A 19,937-nucleotide genomic window follows, 5' to 3' on the forward strand; every position below is an offset into this window, starting at 1 on the left:
CCCCCGCCCGCCCCGCCCGCCGCGGGGGGGGGGGGGGGGGGGGGGGGGGGGCGGGGCGGGGCCCGCGCCCCCCCCCCCCCCCCCCCCCCCCACACCGCGGCAATGTGGAGAATTACTTGTCGACCCACGCCCGATCGAGATAGACCCCTGCGCCGCTGAGAGTGCCCGTGAGGACCAGGCCCTGCACGTATCCCGGAGTGAAGATGTACCCGGTCTGGTAGCGCCAGTTCCGCAGCGGTGCGTCGTTGGAGATCTCACCGTTGATCACCTTGTACGCCTCGGCGACCACGTCCGGATCCTTCGATGCCCGGCTCGCGTCGAGAGCCTCGTCGACCTTCGGATTCGAGTACCCGGTGATGTTGTTCGTGCCGTCCGAGTGGAACGTGTCGTAGATGGCGTCCATATGCTGCGACAACGTCGCGGCGATCCCCATCTGGTATCGGCCCGAACGTAGAACACCTTGCAGGGTTGCGTAATCCATCGAGTCGATCTCGACACGCACGCCGTCGAGTTGCTGTACCTGCGACTGGATGAGCTGGGCGACCTGCTCGAGTGCGGGCAGGCCGGCGAACGTGCTCAACCGCAACGTGAGGTCGCTCTTCCCCGTCTTCGCCAGGTACTCGTCGAGCAGGGCCTGCGCTTCGGGAAGATTCTTCTCGGGAAAGGTGCCCAAGTCGTCGTCGCGATACGCGCTGTCGGGGAACAGGAATGCGTCCACCGGGTCGTCGCCGGGGTACACGGCACTGTTGATCTGCGCGCTGTCGAACGTCTTGAGCACTGCGAGCCGGAGTTGCGGGTCCTTCAGGTCCGGGTCCTCGAAATTGAAGTTCAGTCCCGTTCCCCCGACCAGTGGAAGCGCATGGACCGTGAATCCCTCGGCTTCGACCGCTCTGGCGTCCTTGGAGAGCAGCGACCAGTTGATGTCGATCTCTCCGGATCGCAAGGCGTTGAGGCGCTGATCGTCCTGGCCGATCACCTTCAGGACGAAGCTGTCGAGGTACGGCGCGCCTTCGTCCCAGTACTCGGGGTTGGCCGTGAACCTGGCCTCGGAGTTGCGTGTCCATTTCTCGAGGAGGAACGGGCCCGCACCGATCGGGGCGTTGCCGAAGTCGGCACCGAGTTGCGTGATGGCGGTGGGTGACCCGATCATGCCCATCCCCTGCGCGAGCGCCCACGGCAACTGGTAGTTCGGTTCGCCCGAAACCACCTCGACCGTGAGCGGATCGATCACCCTCCAGGTCAGCGGCGCCGCGATCCGGGCAGACGGCGAGAGATTCGCGGGGTCCTTGACGCGGTCCCAGTTGAAGACGACGGCGTCGGCGTCGAACGGTGTGCCGTCGCTGAACCGCACACCGTCGCGCAGTGTCAGGGTCCAGGTGATGCCGTCCTCCGACTCGAACGCCGAGGCCATCGCGGGCACGAACTGTTCGTCCTCGGTATCGAAGCGGAGGAGGGTTCCGAATACGGGCAGGCATCGGTCGAACGCGTGGGTTGCGCACCAGACCGGATCCATCGTCTGGCCCTCGACGTTGACGGCCATCACCAGTTCGCCGCCGCGGACCGGGGTGTCGGACCCGGCGCCGTCGTTCCCCGACGCCCCGCCGCTACCGCAACCGGCCGCCACCATGACCGATGCGACGGCCACCAGCAATGGACGTGGCATTCTTCGCCAGTTCACTGTCACTTTGTTTGCTCCTGTCATTGGTTCTGCGCCGGTGCGGTAGCGATGGGAACTAGTCGGTGACCCAGATCTCCTCGGGCAACGGCGATCCGAGTGCGTAGACGTCGACTCCCTGCACGTTCTCTCCCCACACGACTGCGGGCACCGCGCGGTAGTACCAGATGCCCGGATTCAGCTCGACCAGGCGCTCCTGGACCGTTTCGTAGGCCGCCGTGCGCTCTTCGACGGTCACACCGATGCGGCCGGCGTCCAGTGCTGCATTGAGTTCCGCGTCGTCGACACCGACTGTGTTGCCGGACGAGTCCTTGTGGAAGGCCAGCCACAGCGGGTTGTCGGGATCCTGGATGACGGCCGACGAAATGAGCATGTCGAAGTCGCGTGCGGCGGTGCGGGCCGTTGCCTGGGCATAGTCGACAACGTCCACCTTCGCCTCGACGTTCTGGAACGCGCTCAGCTGTGCCTGCAGAGCCTCGCCGAGTGTCCGGCTCTCCGTCGTCGGGTAGGACAAGAATGTGAACGAGACAGGTTTGCCTTCGGCGGCCAACTCGTCGAACAGTTTCTGCGCGGCGGCCGGATCGGTCTCTTTGAGCGGGATGTCACTGAAGAACTGTGAGCTCTCCTCGAAAAGAGTCTCGGGGATCTGACCCTCGTCGTTGTAGACGGCCGTGTTGATCGCGTCGAGGTCCACGGCGAGGGACACCGCCCGGCGTGCACGTGCGTCGTCGAAGGGAGCGCGTGCGAAGTTCATGCCCACGAACTGCCCACCACCCGTCGGGACGACCTCGGTGTTCAGCCCTGCGGCTTCGACCTTGTTGAGACTCGCCCAGTTCGTTTCGGACGCCAGATCCGCGGCACCGGTCGTCATCGCGTTCACTCGCTGGTTCGTGTCACTCACGGTCCGGATGGTGAGAGTGTCCAGATACGGCTTCGGCGCATCCCAGTAGTCGGGGTTCTTGGTCAGTTCGATCGCGTCCTGACGCGTCCACGATGTCAGGGTGAAGGGACCCGCACCGACGGGGTTCGCATCGAATTCGCCCGGTCCCTTGGCCAATGCTGCCGGCGACGCGATCCAGTTCAGCGAACTTCCCACGATGGACTGTGCGTAGTGCGGGTTGGGGGATCTCATCGTGACCTGCAGCGTGGTCGGACCTTCGACACGCGTCTCGGCGATCTGGGCCGCCCATCTGCCGGACGTCGAGCCCAGGGCCGGATCGACGAGGCGATCCCAGTTGTACTTCACCGCAGCAGCATCGAGCGGAGTGCCGTCGGTGAACACGAGGTCGGGCCGGAGCTCGAGAGCGAACGTGGCTCCGCCGTCGGTGGTCGAGAAGTCGGTGGCCATCTTGTACTCGATGTCGAGCGACTCGACATCGTTGACCATCAATGTTCCGTACAGCGCGTTGCCGAGGGCGGGCTGGAACGCCCAATAGTTGGTCAGGGCCGCAGGATCGAGCGAACGTGGCTCGCCGGTCTGCAGGACGGTGAGCGAGCCGCCCGCGACCGGGTCGCCGGACTCGGTGGTCGACGCGCCCGCGTCGGAACTCGCCTCACCCCACGAGGTCAGCAGTAGCGCCCCCGCCCGCGCGGCGGGGCGCCGGCCGCGGCTACCGCGGGCAGGAAACGTCTGTGTCGGAACATGGGGACCTCTCGAGGGAGACGGAACAGCCGGGATGAGGCACACGGTGCGCGGGTCGGTGAGCAGGAACTCCGGGTGATTTCGGTAGGTGGCGGCTCTCGCCGCCCAGAAACGATTCCCACACTCGAACGCGATGCATCGTGACGACGATCACAGGGAGTATCACCGCTCGGGGCCGAACATTCAAGTATTGCCATCCTTGTAATGATTGAAGTACGGTGCGGTCGGAGTGCAACGTCCGAACGCACCACGGGCGGACCAAGGAAGGAAGTCTCTACAAATGTTTTCGGCACTAGTGATCGACAAGGGCGACGCCGGCCAGACGGTGACCCTGAAGGACCTCGAGGACAGCGATCTCCCCGACGGCGACGTCACCATCGATGTGGAATATTCCACGCTGAATTTCAAGGACGCACTGGCGATTACCGGCAAATCCCCGGTGGTGCGCAAGTTCCCGATGGTCCCCGGAATCGACCTCGCGGGCGTCGTCACCGACAGCACCCATGCAGAGTGGTCGCCGGGAGACCGGGTCGTCCTCAACGGCTGGGGAGTCGGCGAAACCCATTGGGGCGGACTGGCTCAGCGGGCGCGCCTCCGCGGAGACTGGCTCGTCCCCCTGCCCGACGAATTCACAGCCCGGCAAGCGATGGCGATCGGCACCGCCGGCTACACGGCGAGCCTGTGCGTGGAGGCTCTCCTGAACTTCGGCATCACCCCGGACCAAGGAGAAATCCTCGTCACCGGCGCGACCGGCGGCGTCGGCAGCGTCGCGATCGCGCTGCTCACCAAGGCCGGATTCACCGTGGCGGCCGCGACCGGAAAGACGTCCGAAGCCGACTACCTCCAGCAGCTCGGTGCGTCCACCGTCGTCGACCGCGCGGACCTGTCCGGACCCGGCAAGCCTATGCAGAAGGAGCGCTGGGCAGGCGTCGTCGATACAGCCGGCAGTCATACACTCGCGAACGCGTGTGCGCAGACACGCTACGGCGGTGCCGTCGCCGCCTGCGGACTGGCACAGGGCATGGATTTCCCGGCCTCGGTCGCGCCGTTCATCCTGCGTGGCGTGTCCCTGCTCGGAATCGACAGCGTGATGGCACCGCGTGAGCGGCGGGTAACCGCGTGGGCTCGCCTGTCCCGCGATCTCGACGCGACCGCACTCGACGCCATCGCCCGGGAAGTATCGCTCGAAGAAGCGATCACCGCGGCGGACCACCTCATGGACGGCACGGTGCGCGGGCGCATCGTCGTCGACGTCAATCGATAATCGGGGGAACACAGATGAGCAAGAAGTCGTCAGCGCCGGAAACCGTGGAACTGGACCTGTCCGACGTGGAACACCGCGTCGGCAAGCCGGTCGGCGGCGGGCAACTCTGGGATCCGTGCAGCACGTCCGACATTCGGCGGTGGGCCATGGCGATGGACAATCCCAACCCGCTGCACTGGAACGAGACGTTCGCGCGCGAATCCAAGTTCGGAGGCCTGGTCGCGCCCCAGTCCATCGCGGTGGCTCTCGACTTCGGGCACGGCGCCGCACCGGCGTGCGTCGGCTACATCCCGAACAGCCACCTCATCTTCGGCGGCGAGGAATGGTGGTTCTACGGCGTCCCGGTCCGCCCCGGCGACAAGCTCTTCCAGGATCGCCGCTTCCACGACTACAAGGTCACGGAAACAAAATTCGCGGGCCCCACGATGTTCTCGCGTGGCGACACCACGCACACCAATCAGCACGGCGCCCTGGTCGCCCGTGAACGTTCCACCGCGATCCGCTATCTCTCCGCCGAAGCCACCAAGCGTGGCATGTACGAGAATCAGCTCGGCGAGATCAAGAAGTGGACCAACGAGGAACTTCTGGAGATCGAGGCCCTGCGCCACGAATGGCTGTTGTCCAACTGGGCGGGCACGTCCCCGCACTTCGACGAGGTCAAGGTCGGCGACACTCTCCCCCGCCGCGTGATCGGACCGCACAGCATCGCCACGTTCACCACCGAATACCGGGCGTTCCTCTTCAACATCTGGGGCACGTTCGAATGGGTGGCACCGGAGGGCGTCGAGGATCCGTGGATCAACCAGGACCCGGGCTGGGTCGAAGGATTCGGCTTCGACGAAGAAGGCGCCATGATCGACCCGCGCAAGCGGGATGGTTTGTACGTGGGCCCGTCACGCGGGCACATCGACGCCGAGAAAGCCGGCGAGGTCGGCATGGCCCGGGCCTACGGCTACGGCGCGACGATGGGTGCGTGGTGCACCGACTTCCTCGCCAACTGGGCAGGGCACGAAGGCATGGTCCGCCACATCAAGTCGGACTTCCGCGGCCCGGCATTCGAGGGCGACGTCACGTACTTCGACGCCGAGGTCGTCGGCAAGGAGACCGACACCACGTGGGGTGTCCCTCTCGTCCAGATCAAGCTGCGCCTGACCAATCAGGACGGCAACGTCCTCGTCTCCTCCACCGCCGAGGTCGAGCTGCCGCTCTGACGGCACCGCAGACAAGGGAGTCATCATGAGCACTGGGACGAACACGGAAGTGGTGGAGTCCGTTTCGATCGTGTCGGGACCTCCGCTCAGCGAAGAACCCGGTCTGGGTGCCCTCACCCTGCCCGGTTTCCTGCGCGAAGTGACAGAGTTGTACAGCGACCGTGAAGCGCTCGTGATGCACGACGCGGACGGCACCACACGCTGGACCTATGACGACCTGTGGGAACGTGCCGTCGAGGTGGCACGGGCACTGCGCGCCGTCGGACTGAGCAAGGACGGCCGCGTCGGCGTGCTGATGACGAACCGTCCCGAATGGATCGCGGCGGTGTTCGGCACTTCCCTCGCGGGAGGCGTCGCCGTCACGCTGAGCACCTTCTCGACCCCGGCAGAACTCGACTACATGCTCGAGACATCGGGAGTATCGGTGCTGCTGTTCGAGCGCACCGTGCTCAAGACGGATTTCGCCGCTGCCCTGGCCGGTCTGGAGCCGCAGATCGGCACCGCGACGTCCGGTGTGGTGCAGTCGGCGAAGTACCCGTTTCTGCGGTACGTCGCCATGGTCGGCTCCCCCGACGGAGTCGCGTCGCTCCCGTCGTGGGAGGAATTCCTGGCCCACGGTGAGGCGCAACCGCGCGCACTGGTCGAATCCTCCGCGGCGGCTGTGCGGCCCAGTGACGTCGCCGTGCTGTTCTTCTCCTCCGGTTCGACGAGCAAGCCGAAGGGGATTCTCAGTGCCCACCGCGGCGTGAGTATCCAGATGTGGCGCTTCCGGCGCATGTACCGATTCGCACCGGAACACAACATCCGGTGCTGGACGGCCAACGGCTACTTCTGGTCCGGCAACTTCGCGATGGCGTTGGGCAACACCCTCGCCAGCGGCGGTTGCCTCGTGCTGCAGCCGACGTTCGATCCTGTGGAAGCACTCGATCTCATCGAGAAAGAGCGAGTGAACTTCCCGTTCGCCTGGCCACACCAGTGGGCACAGCTCGTGGGCGCACCCAACTGGGACAGTGCCGATCTGAGCAGTCTGCTCTATGTCGACTTCAACACCCCCGTCGCGCGGCACCCCACGGTAACCGCCGAGTGGTACGAGCCGGGGCACGCGTACGGCAACACCGAAACATTCACCATCAGCGCGTGTTACCCCGCCAACACCCCGCCCGAGGTCGCGGCCGGCAGCAGCGGTGAACCACTGCCCGGCGTGACGATCGAGATTGTCGAACCACTGACCGGTGCAGTTCTGCCACGCGGCGAGCGGGGCGAAATCTGCGTCAAGAGCCCCACGCTGATGCTCGGATACGTCGGCACACCTCTCAGTGAGACCGTCGACGAGCACGGGTTCTTCCACACCGGAGACGGCGGCTACCTCGACGAGGCGGGCCGGTTGTTCTGGGAAGGCCGGCTCACCGACATCATCAAGACCGGCGGCGCGAATGTGTCACCGCTCGAGGTGGACGAGGCACTCGTCGCGCATCCCGGGGTGAAGGTCGCCCGCACCGTCGGCGTTCCGCACGACACGCTCGGCGAGGTCGTCGTCTCGTGCATCGTGGCGCACTCCGGCGCGGACCTCGATGTCGACGGGATCCGGTCGTACCTGCGGGAGCGACTCGCGAGCTACAAGGTTCCGCGCGAAGTGCTGTTTTTCGACGAGGACGAGATCAGCTTGACGGGCAGCGCGAAGATCAAGTCGAACGAGATCCGGGACCTGGCTGTCGCGCGTCTCGGGGTGAACTGACGTTGGTAGCTTTCTGCCCGCTGAGCGGGCAGAAAGCTACCAACGTGGTGAGCGTCAGCCGCAGGTCGGCTCCGGAACTTCGCCGCTGTGCGCTTTGTCTATGAAAGCCTTCACCTCGGGCAGCGATTCCTCCAGCACACCGCGATGATCGGCGCCGTCGTAGACGCTGTAGGTCAGTGCGGCACCGTTGCCGCACAACGCTTCCGTGATCCGGTCGGTGGCCGCCCGGGAGACGAGGACATCTGCGGTGCCCTGCACGACCAGTGTCGGCACGACCGGCGTGAGTGACTCGAGTTCCTGGGTCGCGTAGTACTCCCCGATACGGCTCATCTCGGCATCCGGCGCGAACAGGTTGTCCACGGGAACCGTGTCGGCCACAGCACGCACATCGTCCATGCATCCGGTGCGGGCGGCGGAGAGCAACGGTCGCGCCGTGTCGGTGAGCATCGCATCGGCCGACAGGCTCGGGTCGGCCGCCTCGGCACCCAGCAGAAGGACCGGCAGGAAACTCAGAGCCTGCTCGATCCCCGGGCCGCCGGACGCGAAGAATCCCGCGACGTCGCTGGTCCTGCTCCCGGGCGCGAGCACCACTGCCGCTTGTAGCTCGAGTTCCGGAGCGCGGTCGAGACCACCGGCCGCCGTGTACAAGGCGGCGTGCCCACCTTGACTGTGCCCCATCACCGTCCACCGACTTCCGACGCCGGCATCGAGTTCGCGTGCCGCACGCACGATGTCGACGACCGAGTTCCGTGCGCTCTCGCCGTTCATGTACGGATGCCCGCCGGGCGTACCGAGCCCTTCGTAATCGGTCTGGACCACAACGTAGCCGTCGGCGACCCAGCGATCGAGCATCGCCCCCGCCCTCGAGACGTAACTGTGTGCGGGTCCGCCGACCGTGTCGGCCGACGGAGCGCACGCGTCACCGACCCCCGTCGTCCCGTGTGCCCAGCTGACAACCGGCCATCCGCCTTCCGGAGCATCGCCTCGCGGGATCGCGACAGTGCCGGAGACCAGGACCGGCTGTCCGGCGGCGTCCTCGGACACATAGGTGATCAACTCGGTGCGTACCGCGCTGGGTAGCGCCGCAGCAGTGGCCAGCGCCCGGTGGGTGACCAGCGATCCGGGCGAGAGCTCACCTCCTTCCGCGGATTCGCCGTTCGCGCACCCCGCGAGGCCCAGCATCGAGGCGAGCACGAAGGCCACGAGGACGGAACGGGTGGAGGAGTCGTTCATGGAGCTCCCTAAGAAGAACGTATTAATATTTCAGGTGAGCTTCTTAGTACAGTAGGGGGATGGCAGTGTCAACAGGTCGCCTCGCTCTGCTGGACGCCGCGGAGAAACTCGTCGCCCTCAAGGGAATTCACGGGACATCCGCGCGCGAACTCACCAAAGCCGCGGGTCAGCGGAACAACTCCGCGATTACCTACCACTTCGGATCGTGGCACGGGCTGCTCGACGCGGTCTGGACCCGGCATGCGCCGCGGATCAACATCGAACGCGCCACGCTCGTGGAAGTCGCCGAACGCGACGCGCCACCTACACTCGAGCGCCTCGTGTACGCGTACGTCCACCCGATCGCCACAGAGGTCGCTCGTGGGAACCCGAGCTACTGGGCACGTTTCAACGAGCAGTGGCTCGCTGCCGCACCGCTCGAGCTGCTCACCGTTCCCGGGCCGGACGACGCCGGAGCCGACTACTACCCCAGTGATGAGTCGCTCGACGTGCTGACCGCTCTTCTGACCCGGATCGCGGAAAGCCTCGACCTTCCCGACAGCGCCGCCCGGCGCCGGGTGGGGCTGATGGTGCGCTTCGTCATCGGGTCGTTCGCCACCTGGGAGCGCGCCGAGGACAGCGGAGCTGCACCGGACCTGGCGACGTTCGAAACCGAGGTCCTCGACATTGCGTGCGCGATGCTGCGTGTACCTCAGCGGTGAGAGGTGGACGCTCGGCGACCACCAACACTCTTCGATGTCATCGGGTTCCGGCCCGGTACCGTTCCGCCACACGCGCGCGATGCAGCGCCGGTGAGCCGAACAGCGAACGATTGAGCGTGGCCCGCTTGAGGTACACGTGGATACCGCTCTCCCAGGTGTAGCCCATACCGCCGTGCAATTGCATTGCCTTACCGGCAATCTCGACCGCTCCGGCAGATGCGTAGGACTTCGCCATCGATGCCGCGACCGACGCGTCCGCGTCCCTGCCCGCGATGCCGCGAACGGCCGCGTCGACGAGCCTGCGCGCGACCGTCACCTGAACGAGCATGTCGGCGCACGCATGCTTGACGGCCTGGAAGGAGCCGATCTTGCGGCCGAACTGTTCCCGCGTGCCGGCGTAGGCGACCGTGGCCTCGAGCATCGCCTCGCTCAGACCCAGGCTGTCGCATGCCACCGCCACCGCGGCCCGGTCGTGAAGGTGCCCGATCGCCTCCAGGGGGTCGCCGCGGAATCGCCACACCGACTCGGAGGGAACGCGTAACTCTGCCGCCAGGACGGAACCGAAACTGCGGGAAGCGTCGATCACCGGTTGCTCGGTGACCATCAGCCCGGGAGTTCGCCGATCCACGTCGACGACCACGACCGTCCCGTCGGGTTCCTCGGCGGGCACGAGAATCCGGTCCGCTCCCGGCGCCCCGAGAACGAAGGGTGCCGTGCCGTCGAGAACTGCGCCGCCCGGCACGTACGCGAGACGGAAAGGTACCCGGCCCGTGGGCTCACCTGCTGCGGCGAAAACCGGAACAGAGGTCCCCGCGACGGTGTCGCGAAGCATCCGGTCACGATTCGCGGACGGCTCGAGCAGACCGAGCGCCCCCATCGCCAGTACTGCGACCGCCGGGTACCCGCCGGGGGCGGCGGCACGACCGATCTCGCGGAGGACCACCGCCACTTCCGCGAAAGACGCGTCGGCACCGTCGAACTCCCCCGGCGCCTCGAATCCCAGCCAACCGGAGCCGGCGATCGATTCCCACTCCGGCGCAGTTTCGCTTCCCGATCGGCCGAGGATGTCTCGGGCGACCGCGCGCACGTCGTCGTGGAACTCGGAAAGGTCGGTGAGCGACTCCGTCATCGGTTGCCTCTCGGTTCGTAGGGCAGGCCGAGGCCGCGTTCCCCGATGATGGTGCGCTGGATTTCGCTGGTTCCGCCCGGGATCGTCCATTCCCACGACCCGATGAAATCCAGAACCCACGCACCGGATTCCCACCCGCTCGACGACGGCTTGCGAAGCTGCGTGTGGGCCGAGAGACCGGCGATCTCGGTGCCGAAATCGGTCATGCGCTGGAGCAATTCGCTGTAATAGAGCTTGACGATCGACGCATCGGCCGGGCCGGGCCGATCATCCGCGACGAACTCGGCACACAGCGCTCGCAGTCCGGTGAGTTCGATCTCGAACTGGGCGAGTCGGTCGGCGACCAGAGGATCGTCGAGTGGCGTCGTCCCGAGCGGACCCGGTCGGGCGCACAACTCGACGAGCCACCGGAATCCGCCGTTGCCCAGCCGCTCCGCGAGTTCGAGCATGGTCATCCCGCGTTCGGCCCCGAGAGTCTCCTGTGCGACCCGCCAGCCTTCGTTCTCGGGACCGACGAGGTCGGTCGCCGGCAGTATCACGTCGTCGAGAAAGATCTCACAGAAGTGCGATTCTCCGGTCGCCTGCCGGATGGGCCGTACCTCTATTCCCGGTGTGCGCATATCCATCAGGAAGTACGAAATGCCGCGGCGCTGCGGGGCGCCGGGATCGGTGCGGGCGAGCAGGAGGCACCGATCGGCGTGCATCGCACCGCTCGCCCACAGCTTCTGCCCGTTGACGACGTACGTATCGCCGTCCTTGCGTGCGCTCGTCGTGAGCGCAGCCATATCCGATCCGGCGCCGGGTTCCGAAAACCCCTGGCACCAGATCTCTCCGTCGAGGATCGCGGGCAGGTGGCGCTCCCGCTGCGCGTCGGTGCCCGCCGCCAGCAGCGTCGATGCGGCGTGATGGATCGATACGAAGGGCAGGACCAGACGAGGCGCGTCGTGTGCGGCCAGCTCCTGATACAGCACGACCTGCTGGGCGACCGGCATCCCGCCGCCCCATTCCTTCGGCCAGTGCGGCACAGCGAATCCTGCGCCGCGCAGGGTCCGGAACCACTCCTTCTGGAATCGCACGAACTCGTCGTCCGGCACTCCGGTCTGCGCACGGCGCCAGTCGGGCGGAACGTGGACGCGACACCAGTCGCGGACCGTGGCCCGGAATTCCGCGAGCGTAGGGGCCGCAGCCTTCATCGCGTCGGCTCCTTCTGTCTCGACGCGTTCTTCCGGAGCGCGGTCAGCCGGTCCCGATGCTCGGCGGACTGCATGGTCGCGACCTCGGCCGCGAAACCGGCCTGCATCGGACCGCCGAGCGCTTGGGACAGGTACATGTTGACCACTCGCTTCGTAGCCCGCAATGCCTGCGCGGGTTGCGCGGCGAGCCGGGCGGCGAGGCGGTGCGCCTCGGGCAACAGATCCTCGGGTGCGGTGACGCGGGTGGCGAGGCCGAGTTCGACCGCCGTGCTCGCCGTGATCTTGTCTCCGGTATAGAGATACTCCCGGGACCGCATGATCGGGGTGAGCAACGGCCAGAAGGCGGCGCCACCGTCCCCCGCGACAAGACCGACTGCCACGTGGGGATCGGCCAGGTATGCCTTCTCCGACATGAGGACGACGTCGCAGAGCACCGCGACGCTGCAGCCGAGGCCGACGGCCGGACCGTTGACCGCGGCGATCACGGGGAGCGGGAAGCGCAACATCTCGTCGATGATCTCGGCGCCCTCGCGGATGCTCTCGTCGCGCCCGACCGGATCGTCGAGGAACGACGTGATCCAGTCCAGGTCACCACCCGCACTGAATGCGCGGCCGGCTCCGGTGAGGATCACCACCGCGGCATCGGTGTCGGCCGCCAGTTGCCGCCACACGGTCGCCAGTGCCCGGTGCAGAGTCTTGTCGACGGCGTTGAGTTCGTCGGGTCGGTTGATTTCGACGATGCGGATCGGCCCGTCGCAGGTCACGGTCAGCGCGCCCGGGAATTCGTAGTTCATCGCATCGCCTTCTCGTGAGCGTCACCGAACAATCCCGTCAGTCCACGCCGGCCGATCCGGCGGGTCAACGCGTCGAGCGTCCCGGACGGTCCCCACGGGATGCGCCGTATCGGCAAGCTGTACCGCGAGATCCAGGACAGCGTCGTCTCGTCGCAGAACCCGCTCGCGCCGTGCAACTGGTGCGCGACGCGAAACACCGTCTGTGCAGCTTCGACGGCCGCCAGGCGCAGTGCGAGCGCATCGTCGAGCGCTTCGGCGTTGCCGGCCTGGATGCTCCACAGTGTGTATTTCGCGAGTACGTCCAGTCCGGTGCGTTCGACTTCCGCCTCGGTGAGCTGGAACTGCACACCTTGAAGCGTGGCGAGCGGCGCGCCGAATTGTTCACGAAGGAGCACGTGCGAGCGCGTCAACGCCATTGCCCGGTCGAGCATTCCGAGCAGCGTCCAGCACGGCAGGGTCAGTGCGAGCGCGAGGTCGCTCGCACCGTTGTCGTCGACCGGCTGGAGGTCGAGTTGCGCGACGAATGCCGAGGTTCTCGGCGGGGTGCTCGGGGGCCTGGCCACCGCGATACTGCGCCGGCCGTCCAGCGAGACTGCAGCCCACCGTAGATCGAGACATCCGACGGGCGCCTTGGGGTCGGAGTCCGCGACGACGAGCAGTCCGTCGACGTCGAGATCGGCCGGGCGCGCCAACCGTTCCGCAACCGGGTAGGGCACCGCCCAGTAGCCCACGCTGCGGCACAGGGCGGCGGATGCCTCGAGTTCGTCGGCGTTGCCACGCGGATCGAGGTCCCACGCACCCAGCTCACCGAGCAGTGGTGCCACGGTCGTTCGGCGACGGTCGGGGTCGTTTTCGACTGCCAGAGTGAGGTCGTCACCTCCGGCCGCTTCCAGTGCTCGGACCACTTCGCGTCCGTAGTCGGTTGCTTCCGTGCTCAGGTCCGTGTTCATGATGCCGCCAGAAGGGTTCGGGCCAGCAGGATCCGCTGCATCTCGATGCTTCCCGATGCCACGGTAGCTGCTTGTGAATACCGCCAGTGATCTTCGACCGCGCGCCGGAACCACTTGGCGGTGTCGTCGTCGAATCCGTTCGCATCGTCGTCGGGCGGTGTGGCGTAGGCGGCTATCTCGGTGAGCACCTCGGCGCTGTCCTGATCGAGGGTGGTCACGGCGATCCGATATGCCGCCGCGTCGCCCGGTTGCACGTCGCCGCCGCTTTGCAGCGACACCACCCGGTAGGCGAGAAGCCGGGCACGACGGCAATGGGTGAGCATCCTGGCCCAGCGTGCTTTCAGTTCGTCCGGCACATCGTCCCACCGGTCGCCGAGGACCGACGGCGCCGCCTGCAGGAGACGCTCGCATCGGGCGTACCGGGCGATGCCCACCCGTTCGTAGGCGAGCACTTCCTGCACCACTTTCCAGCCCTCGTCCACCGTGCCGAGAACATCGGCGTCGGTGACACGGAGGTTGTCGAAGAACACTTCGTTGAGGTGATGGGGACCGAGCATGGCGCGGATGGGCCGGACCTCGATGGCAGGATCGGACATCGGCACGAGGAACACGGTGAGGCCCTGCTGCTTCCGCGCGCCGGTCGAGGTTCGCGCCAGCAGGAAACACCACTGCGCCATCGTGGCGTAGGAGGTCCAGATCTTCTGGCCTGAGATGAGCCACCCGTCGCCGTCACGGCGCGCAGCGGTCCGCAACGAGGCGAGATCCGATCCGGATCCCGGTTCACTGAACCCTTGGCACCAGATTGCCTCGCCCCGCGCGATGGGCGGCAGATGGGTGCTCTGCTGGTCTGCTGTCCCGTGACGCATTATCGTCGGTCCCACCCAGTTCACGCCCATATACTGTGCGCCCCTGGGCTCGTGGTGCGCCCACATCTCTTCGCGGACCACCGTCTGCTCCCAGATCGACGCTCCACGACCGCCGAATTCCTCGGGCCACGTCATGCACAGCAGGCCACGGTCGGCGAGGAGCCGGCAGAACGCCTGTGCCGCTTCGAGATCGGCAGGGTCGTCCGTGAACGCGCCGAGAAAGTGCGAGGGGACGTGCTCGTGTACCAGCCGGCGCAGCTCACTCCGGAGTTCCGGGGCCGCCCCACCCATCGTGAAGTCCATGCCCGGACATTACGACAATCCTAACAAGGATAGCAATGCTTAAGAGAATTAACCTCGCAATACTTGGTAGAAAAGACGGCCTGTCGCTAGACTGACGTTCCATGTATGGAAGGCGCTTTTCGTGACGACCCCGCGGCGCGGCCGGGTGCCCCAACGCCGCATCGCCGAGACCGTTGCCGCGGAATTGCGCGACCACATCCTGTCCGACGACAACTACCGTCTGCCGACACAGGACCAGCTGGTCAAGGACTTCGGCGTCAGTTACCCCTCGATCCGGGAAGCACTTCGCATCCTGGAAACCGAAGGACTCGTCACCGTACGCCGGGGCAACGTCGGCGGCGCCGAAGTCCATCGCCCCGACGAGTTCTCCGCCGCCTACCACCTCGGACTCTCGCTCCAGGGCGCCCGCGTCACCCTGCGCGACCTCGCGGCCGGCCTGCAGATGCTCGAGCCGATGTGCGCGGCCGAGTGCGCGCGGCGTGAGGATCGACTCGAAGTGGTCGTACCCGTCCTCGAGGCTTCCATCGAGAGTTCCGCGGAGGTTGTCGGAGACGGCGTCGCGTTCACCCAGACAGCGCGCGAATTCCACGATCTCGTCGTCTCCTTCACACCCAATGTGACGATCCGGTACGCCGTGAGCAGTTACGTCGCCCTGTGGTCCGCGCAGGAGGAGGCCTGGGCAGAGGCCCTGACCCGACGCGGCGAGTACCCGGCCGAAGAGGACGCGAACGAAGCCGTGCGCGCCCACCAACGGATACTCGGGGAGATCGCCGCAGGCCGCGCCGACGAGGCGGAACGACTCGCTCGGATCCATCTCGCCGCGACCCAGACTCTCGTGCTCGAACGCTTCGGCGACAGCGTGGTCAATGCGTCGGCCGCATTGGAGCGCAACGCCATTCGCGCCGGTAGGCGTTCGCGAATGTAAGCACTCCCCTACTCCACCGGAATATCCCACCCGGTACGCCACCGAACGGCCGAGCACCGCGTTTCGACGCCGTGCCCGGCCGTTTCGCGTGTGACCGGCCCCCGAGTCGGCAGGGGTCCCGACTCCTCGGATCTCCGTACCGATCAGACGAGAATGTAGTTCTCGTCAGAGTGCAGGCGCACCGGCCTATCATTGTAAGGATAACAATACTTGTAACGCTGTTGCGTTCGTGGTTAACTGCGAAACGCAGCCGGGAGTGGCTTAGGTCACTACTTTTTACACGGATTCTCCGCATACGCCTCGCAGTACGGCCACTCTCGCGCCCATAACGGCAGAACCATGTTCTCGTAATACGCAGAACTGCGTTCTCTTACAGGAGGGGACCCACCTTGACGCAAGGGTCGCGCTACACAGGTACATCGACAAGCCTCGCGGAAGGATGGAGCCTCGAACGGCTCACCCCGCCCAGCAGGCTGTTCGGCGCGAACGGCATCCGTGCTGGTGCAGACGGCCGCATCTATGTTGCGCAGGTGGCCGGGAGCCAGATCAGCGCCTTCGACCCCGGAACCGGGGAACTCGAAACCATCAGCGCCATGGGCAGCGACATCACCGCGCCCGACGACCTGGCCTTCCACCCGGACGGCGAGCTCTACATCACCGAGTACTACGACGGCCGGGTCAGCGTGCGAGGCAAGGACGGAAGCACCCGCCTGCTGCGCGACGACCTTCCCGGCGCGAACGGCATCACGTTCCACCAGGGCCGGCTGTTCGTCGACGAATGCCGCCCCGACGGCCGCCTCATGGAGATCGACCTCAACGGCGGTGCACCCAAGATCCTCGCGGAGGGCCTCCAGCTCCCCAACGCCCTCGAAGTCGGGCCGGACGGAAAGCTGTACTACCCCATGCTCGGCACCAACGACATCTGGCGGATCGATCCCGATGGCGGCGAACCGGAACGTGTCGCCGGCGACCTCGGCGTGCCGGTCGCGCTGAAGTTCGATTCCGAGGGCTACATCATCTCTCCCCAGGTGGCATCGGGACAGGTGCTGCGCATCGACCCCCGCAACGGTGAGAGCACTGTCATCGCCGACATCGGTTCGGGCCTGGACAATCTCACCTTCGTCGGCGACCGCCTGTTCGTGTCGAGCTTCACCGGGCAGATCACCGAAGTGCTCGGGGGCGGCGAGACGAAAACGGCCCTCGCCGACGGGCTGACCTGGCCGTTGGATCTGACGGTGGGCCCAGACGGAACCCTCTTCGTCGCCGACGGAACCTTCCTGCTCGCGCTCGGCTCGGACGGCGAACTGCACACGGCAGGAATGCTCTTCCACCCCGGCTGGCCCGGTTACATCCGCGGCGTCACGGCCGTCGGGGACGGCGACTTCATCGTCGCCGGCGACACTCACGTCTCCCGCTACCGTCCCTCCACCGCCGAGAGCGAGTTGCTCTTCGACGGACTCTCCCAGGCCTACGGCGTCGCGGTCTCCGGGAACGGAACCGTGGCGGTCGCGGACCTCGGCACCGGCAAGGTGCACTCCGTCCGGTCCGGGCAGTCGGAAGTGCTGGCCTCGGGACTTCAGGATCCGACGGGCGTGGCATTCACCGCGGGTGGAACGCTTCTCGTCTCCGAAGCCGGGGCGGGTCGCGTCGTCTCCGTCACGAGCGGTGGCGTCGACACGCTCGTCGACGGTCTCGAACGACCGCAGGGAATCCTCGTACGCGACGGAAAGCTCTACATCGTCGACGCCGGGTCGAAGCAGTTGATCAGCGTGGACCTGGACACCAAGGCGCAGCAGATCATCGCCCGGCACCTGCCGGTCGGCGCGCCCGAAGGTGTCACCCCCAAGCCGCTCAAGGGGATCATCCCGTTCGCCGGCCCACAGGGACCGTTCGCCGGTATCGCCGCGGGCCCCGACGGCACTCTGTACATCTCCGCCGACGCCGAGGGCAGCGTCCTCGCTCTCCGCGAAGGGAAGTGAGCGTCCGATGAGCAACGAATTCGTCGATCTCACCGGCCGGATCGTCATCGTGTCCGGAGCGGCAGGCGGTGGCATCGGCACATCGGTGGCGCGAACAGCCGCCCAGGCCGGCGCGACCGTGATCGCGGTGAGCCGCTCGGAGGAGAATCTCACCAAGCACATCGAACCGCTTGCAGCAGAGGGACTATCGGTAATCCCTGTGGCCGCGGACGCGTCCACCGACGAAGGCATCGCGAAGGTCATCGAGCAGGCCCGCCGCACCGACGGCGACCTGTACGGCCTGGTCAACGTCGCCGGTGGTGCCGCACCTGCGACCTGGATGCCGGCCACGCGGGTGACACGCGACGACTGGCGCGCACTGTTCACGCAAAACCTCGAAACGATGTTCTTCATGAGCCAGGCGGTGGCCGCCGAACTGAAGTCGCAGTCGCTGCCCGGCTCGATCGTCTCCATCTCGTCGATCAGCGGCATGAACACCGCACCGTTCCACATCGGATACGGCACCGCCAAGGCCGCACTCGTCGCCGCGACGCGCACCATGGCCGTCGAACTGGCCACCGACAACATCCGCGTCAACGCCGTCGCGCCCGGAGTCACCCAGACCCCCGCCTCGGGCACCTATGTCGACGAGGATCCCGAGCGGGACCGTCGTGCCATCGCCATGGGTCGCCGCGGAAAGCCCGAGGAGCAGGCGGGAGCGATTCTCTTCCTGCTGTCCGACCTGTCGAGCTACGTCACGGGGCAGACGATCCTCGTGGACGGCGGACTGAACCTGAAGTGGACCCACATGGGCGCCGACCACACCTCGTTGTTCCTCAAGGACGACACCTTCCGCGCCGCCATCACCCGCTGACACAGCACGGTTTCAGAGGAGATCCCATGACCGACACCGTCGACAACATCGAAGACACCGCCACCGCGACCACCGAACCGCTTTCGACCCCGCTCACGATCGGTGTGGAGGCATACACCTCCCGCGAATACGCACGCGCCGAGGGCGACAAGCTCTGGGCGAAGGTGTGGCAACAGGTCGGCCGCGTCGAGGAACTCGCCAAGGTCGGGGACTTCCTCACCTACGAGGTTCTCGACGACTCGATCATCGTCGTGCGTACTTCCCCCGAGACGATCCGCGCGTACCACAACGTCTGTTCACACCGAGGCCGGCGGCTCGTCGACACCCCTGCCGGTGCCCGCGAAGCACACGGGTGCGCGAAGCAGTTCGTGTGCGGTTTCCACGGATGGCGCTACGACCTGGATGGCAACAACACCTTTGCGCCGGAACGGGACGACTGGCGGGAAAGCCTGACGGCCGAGCGTTCCCGCCTCGTGGACGTCAAGGTCGACACCTGGGGTGGCTGGATCTGGATCAACATGGACCCGGAGGCCGAGCCCCTGCGGGAGTACCTCGAGCCCGCGGCTTCCCTGCTCGACCACTTCCAGCTCGAGAACATGCGGTACCGCTGGCGCAAGTGGCTCGTCTTCGATTGCAACTGGAAGGTCGCGCTCGAAGCCTTCATGGAGACCTACCACGTGCCGTACACCCATCCGGAGTTCATGAACTTCGGCAACTTCCTGGGATGGTCGCGAGCACAGGGCAAGCACAGCAACATCGGTTACGACGCGCCGAAGGGCATGGAGGAGAACCAGGCGAAACTCCGGGTCGGCAACGGTCCGGACGCGCGCAAGGCCACCATTCAGCTGCAGAACTTCACGTGGGAGAACGCGAACACCAACACCACCCGGACTCTGGTCGACGCCGCACAGCGGCTGATCGACGAGCTGCCCGAAGGCACGCCTCCCGATCAGGTGCTGCGCCACTGGCTCGATTCGGCCCGCCGCGACGACGAGGCACGCGGCGTGGTGTGGCCGACCGTTCCGCCCGAAGTGGTCGCCCAGAGCGGTACCGCGTGGCAGATCTTCCCGAACTTCCAGATCGGGCATGCCCTCAACAACATGCTCTGCTACAGCGCCCGTCCCTACGGCGACGACCCCGACAAGTGCATCTTCGAAGCCGCTGTGTACGAACTCTTCCCCGCCGGTGAGGAGCCGAAGACGGAATGGGAGTACACCCCCGCGGACGACCCGGGCTGGCGCACGGTGCTTCCCCAGGACTTCCACAACATGGCCGCTGTTCAAAAGGGCATGAAGACCCGCGGGTTCTCCGGCCCCAAGCCGAATCCGTACCGCGAACGCAGCGTCGTCAATCTCCATCACAATCTCGCCACCTACATGGGTACGGGCGCTCCGCGCGACCTCGCCTGACCCGACTCCCCCCTAGCCCGAGGATCTCCGCATGAAGAACTGCGCCCCCACCCAGACACCCGACGTCGACATCCC

The 19,937-nt window shown here is 66.3% G+C and carries 16 protein-coding genes; 8 read left to right on the forward strand and 8 right to left on the reverse strand.

Annotated features, from left to right (window positions below; translation table 11 throughout):
- Positions 1-112: 112 nt before the first annotated feature.
- Together TVH25_RS15175 and TVH25_RS15180 are read right to left on the reverse strand one after the other, a co-directional pair.
- Entirely contained in the window at positions 113-1,663 is a 1,551-nt protein-coding gene (locus TVH25_RS15175; RefSeq protein WP_296550862.1) for an ABC transporter substrate-binding protein, read from the reverse strand.
- A 70-nt stretch (positions 1,664-1,733) separates the two neighbouring features.
- Positions 1,734-3,362: an ABC transporter substrate-binding protein gene (locus TVH25_RS15180; protein WP_422424671.1), complete on the reverse strand. Its 1,629-nt coding sequence runs from the start codon at positions 3,360-3,362 to the stop codon at positions 1,734-1,736.
- A 235-nt stretch (positions 3,363-3,597) separates the two neighbouring features.
- Between TVH25_RS15180 and TVH25_RS15185 the strand changes: the two genes are divergently transcribed.
- Genes TVH25_RS15185 through TVH25_RS15195 form a run of 3 tightly spaced genes read left to right on the forward strand, consistent with a single transcriptional unit; the run spans position 3,598 to position 7,527 of the window.
- Positions 3,598-4,581 (forward strand): MDR family oxidoreductase, encoded by a 984-nt coding sequence (locus TVH25_RS15185; protein WP_296550860.1) that lies wholly within the window; start codon positions 3,598-3,600, stop codon positions 4,579-4,581.
- A gap of 14 nt (positions 4,582-4,595) precedes the next feature.
- Complete coding sequence (locus tag TVH25_RS15190; RefSeq protein WP_296550859.1) at positions 4,596-5,792, forward strand: FAS1-like dehydratase domain-containing protein; 1,197 nt, start codon at positions 4,596-4,598, stop codon at positions 5,790-5,792.
- Between the two features lie 25 nt (positions 5,793-5,817).
- Entirely contained in the window at positions 5,818-7,527 is a 1,710-nt protein-coding gene (locus tag TVH25_RS15195; protein WP_296550858.1) for a class I adenylate-forming enzyme family protein, read from the forward strand.
- Between the two features lie 54 nt (positions 7,528-7,581).
- Here the strand turns inward: TVH25_RS15195 and TVH25_RS15200 are convergent, their stop codons facing one another.
- Positions 7,582-8,760 carry an alpha/beta hydrolase family protein gene (locus tag TVH25_RS15200; RefSeq protein ID WP_296550857.1) on the reverse strand — a complete coding sequence of 393 codons (1,179 nt, stop codon included), beginning with the start codon at positions 8,758-8,760 and terminating at the stop codon, positions 7,582-7,584.
- A 59-nt stretch (positions 8,761-8,819) separates the two neighbouring features.
- Here TVH25_RS15200 and TVH25_RS15205 point away from each other — a divergent pair, with 59 nt between their 5' ends.
- Positions 8,820-9,461, forward strand: coding sequence for a TetR/AcrR family transcriptional regulator (locus tag TVH25_RS15205; protein WP_422424672.1), 642 nt, complete (start codon positions 8,820-8,822; stop codon positions 9,459-9,461).
- 37 nt (positions 9,462-9,498) lie between these two features.
- Here TVH25_RS15205 and TVH25_RS15210 read toward each other — a convergent pair whose 3' ends face one another.
- Genes TVH25_RS15210 through TVH25_RS15230 form a run of 5 tightly spaced genes read right to left on the reverse strand, consistent with a single transcriptional unit; the run spans position 9,499 to position 14,696 of the window.
- Positions 9,499-10,590: an acyl-CoA dehydrogenase family protein gene (locus TVH25_RS15210; protein WP_422424673.1), complete on the reverse strand. Its 1,092-nt coding sequence runs from the start codon at positions 10,588-10,590 to the stop codon at positions 9,499-9,501.
- Positions 10,587-11,783, reverse strand: a complete 1,197-nt coding sequence (locus TVH25_RS15215; RefSeq protein ID WP_296550854.1) for an acyl-CoA dehydrogenase family protein — start codon at positions 11,781-11,783, stop codon at positions 10,587-10,589. Before TVH25_RS15215 ends, TVH25_RS15210 begins: the two co-directional genes overlap by 4 nt.
- A complete protein-coding gene (locus TVH25_RS15220) occupies positions 11,780-12,577 on the reverse strand; it encodes an enoyl-CoA hydratase/isomerase family protein (RefSeq protein WP_296550853.1) in 798 nt (265 codons plus the stop codon). The genes TVH25_RS15215 and TVH25_RS15220 overlap by 4 nt, the downstream gene beginning before the upstream one ends.
- Positions 12,574-13,527: an acyl-CoA dehydrogenase family protein gene (locus TVH25_RS15225; RefSeq protein ID WP_296550852.1), complete on the reverse strand. Its 954-nt coding sequence runs from the start codon at positions 13,525-13,527 to the stop codon at positions 12,574-12,576. Before TVH25_RS15225 ends, TVH25_RS15220 begins: the two co-directional genes overlap by 4 nt.
- Positions 13,524-14,696 (reverse strand): acyl-CoA dehydrogenase family protein, encoded by a 1,173-nt coding sequence (locus TVH25_RS15230; RefSeq protein WP_296550851.1) that lies wholly within the window; start codon positions 14,694-14,696, stop codon positions 13,524-13,526. The genes TVH25_RS15225 and TVH25_RS15230 overlap by 4 nt, the downstream gene beginning before the upstream one ends.
- A gap of 121 nt (positions 14,697-14,817) precedes the next feature.
- On the opposite strand from TVH25_RS15230, the gene TVH25_RS15235 reads away from it, so the two are divergent.
- The 4 genes from TVH25_RS15235 to TVH25_RS15250 all read left to right on the forward strand — a co-directional run bounded on the left by TVH25_RS15235 (position 14,818) and on the right by TVH25_RS15250 (position 19,862).
- The gene (locus tag TVH25_RS15235; RefSeq protein WP_296550850.1) at positions 14,818-15,621 is read left to right on the forward strand and encodes a FadR/GntR family transcriptional regulator; all 804 of its coding nucleotides are present in this window, start codon (positions 14,818-14,820) and stop codon (positions 15,619-15,621) included.
- Positions 15,622-16,010: 389 nt separating this feature from the next.
- Positions 16,011-17,600: an SMP-30/gluconolactonase/LRE family protein gene (locus TVH25_RS15240; protein ID WP_296550849.1), complete on the forward strand. Its 1,590-nt coding sequence runs from the start codon at positions 16,011-16,013 to the stop codon at positions 17,598-17,600.
- Positions 17,601-17,607: 7 nt separating this feature from the next.
- Positions 17,608-18,453 (forward strand): SDR family NAD(P)-dependent oxidoreductase, encoded by an 846-nt coding sequence (locus TVH25_RS15245; protein WP_169620565.1) that lies wholly within the window; start codon positions 17,608-17,610, stop codon positions 18,451-18,453.
- A 26-nt stretch (positions 18,454-18,479) separates the two neighbouring features.
- The gene (locus TVH25_RS15250) at positions 18,480-19,862 is read left to right on the forward strand and encodes an aromatic ring-hydroxylating oxygenase subunit alpha (protein WP_169620564.1); all 1,383 of its coding nucleotides are present in this window, start codon (positions 18,480-18,482) and stop codon (positions 19,860-19,862) included.
- The last annotated feature ends 75 nt before the right edge of the window (positions 19,863-19,937 follow it).

This window comes from Rhodococcus sp. 7Tela_A2, assembly GCF_049311045.1.
Lineage (GTDB): Bacteria > Actinomycetota > Actinomycetes > Mycobacteriales > Mycobacteriaceae > Rhodococcus.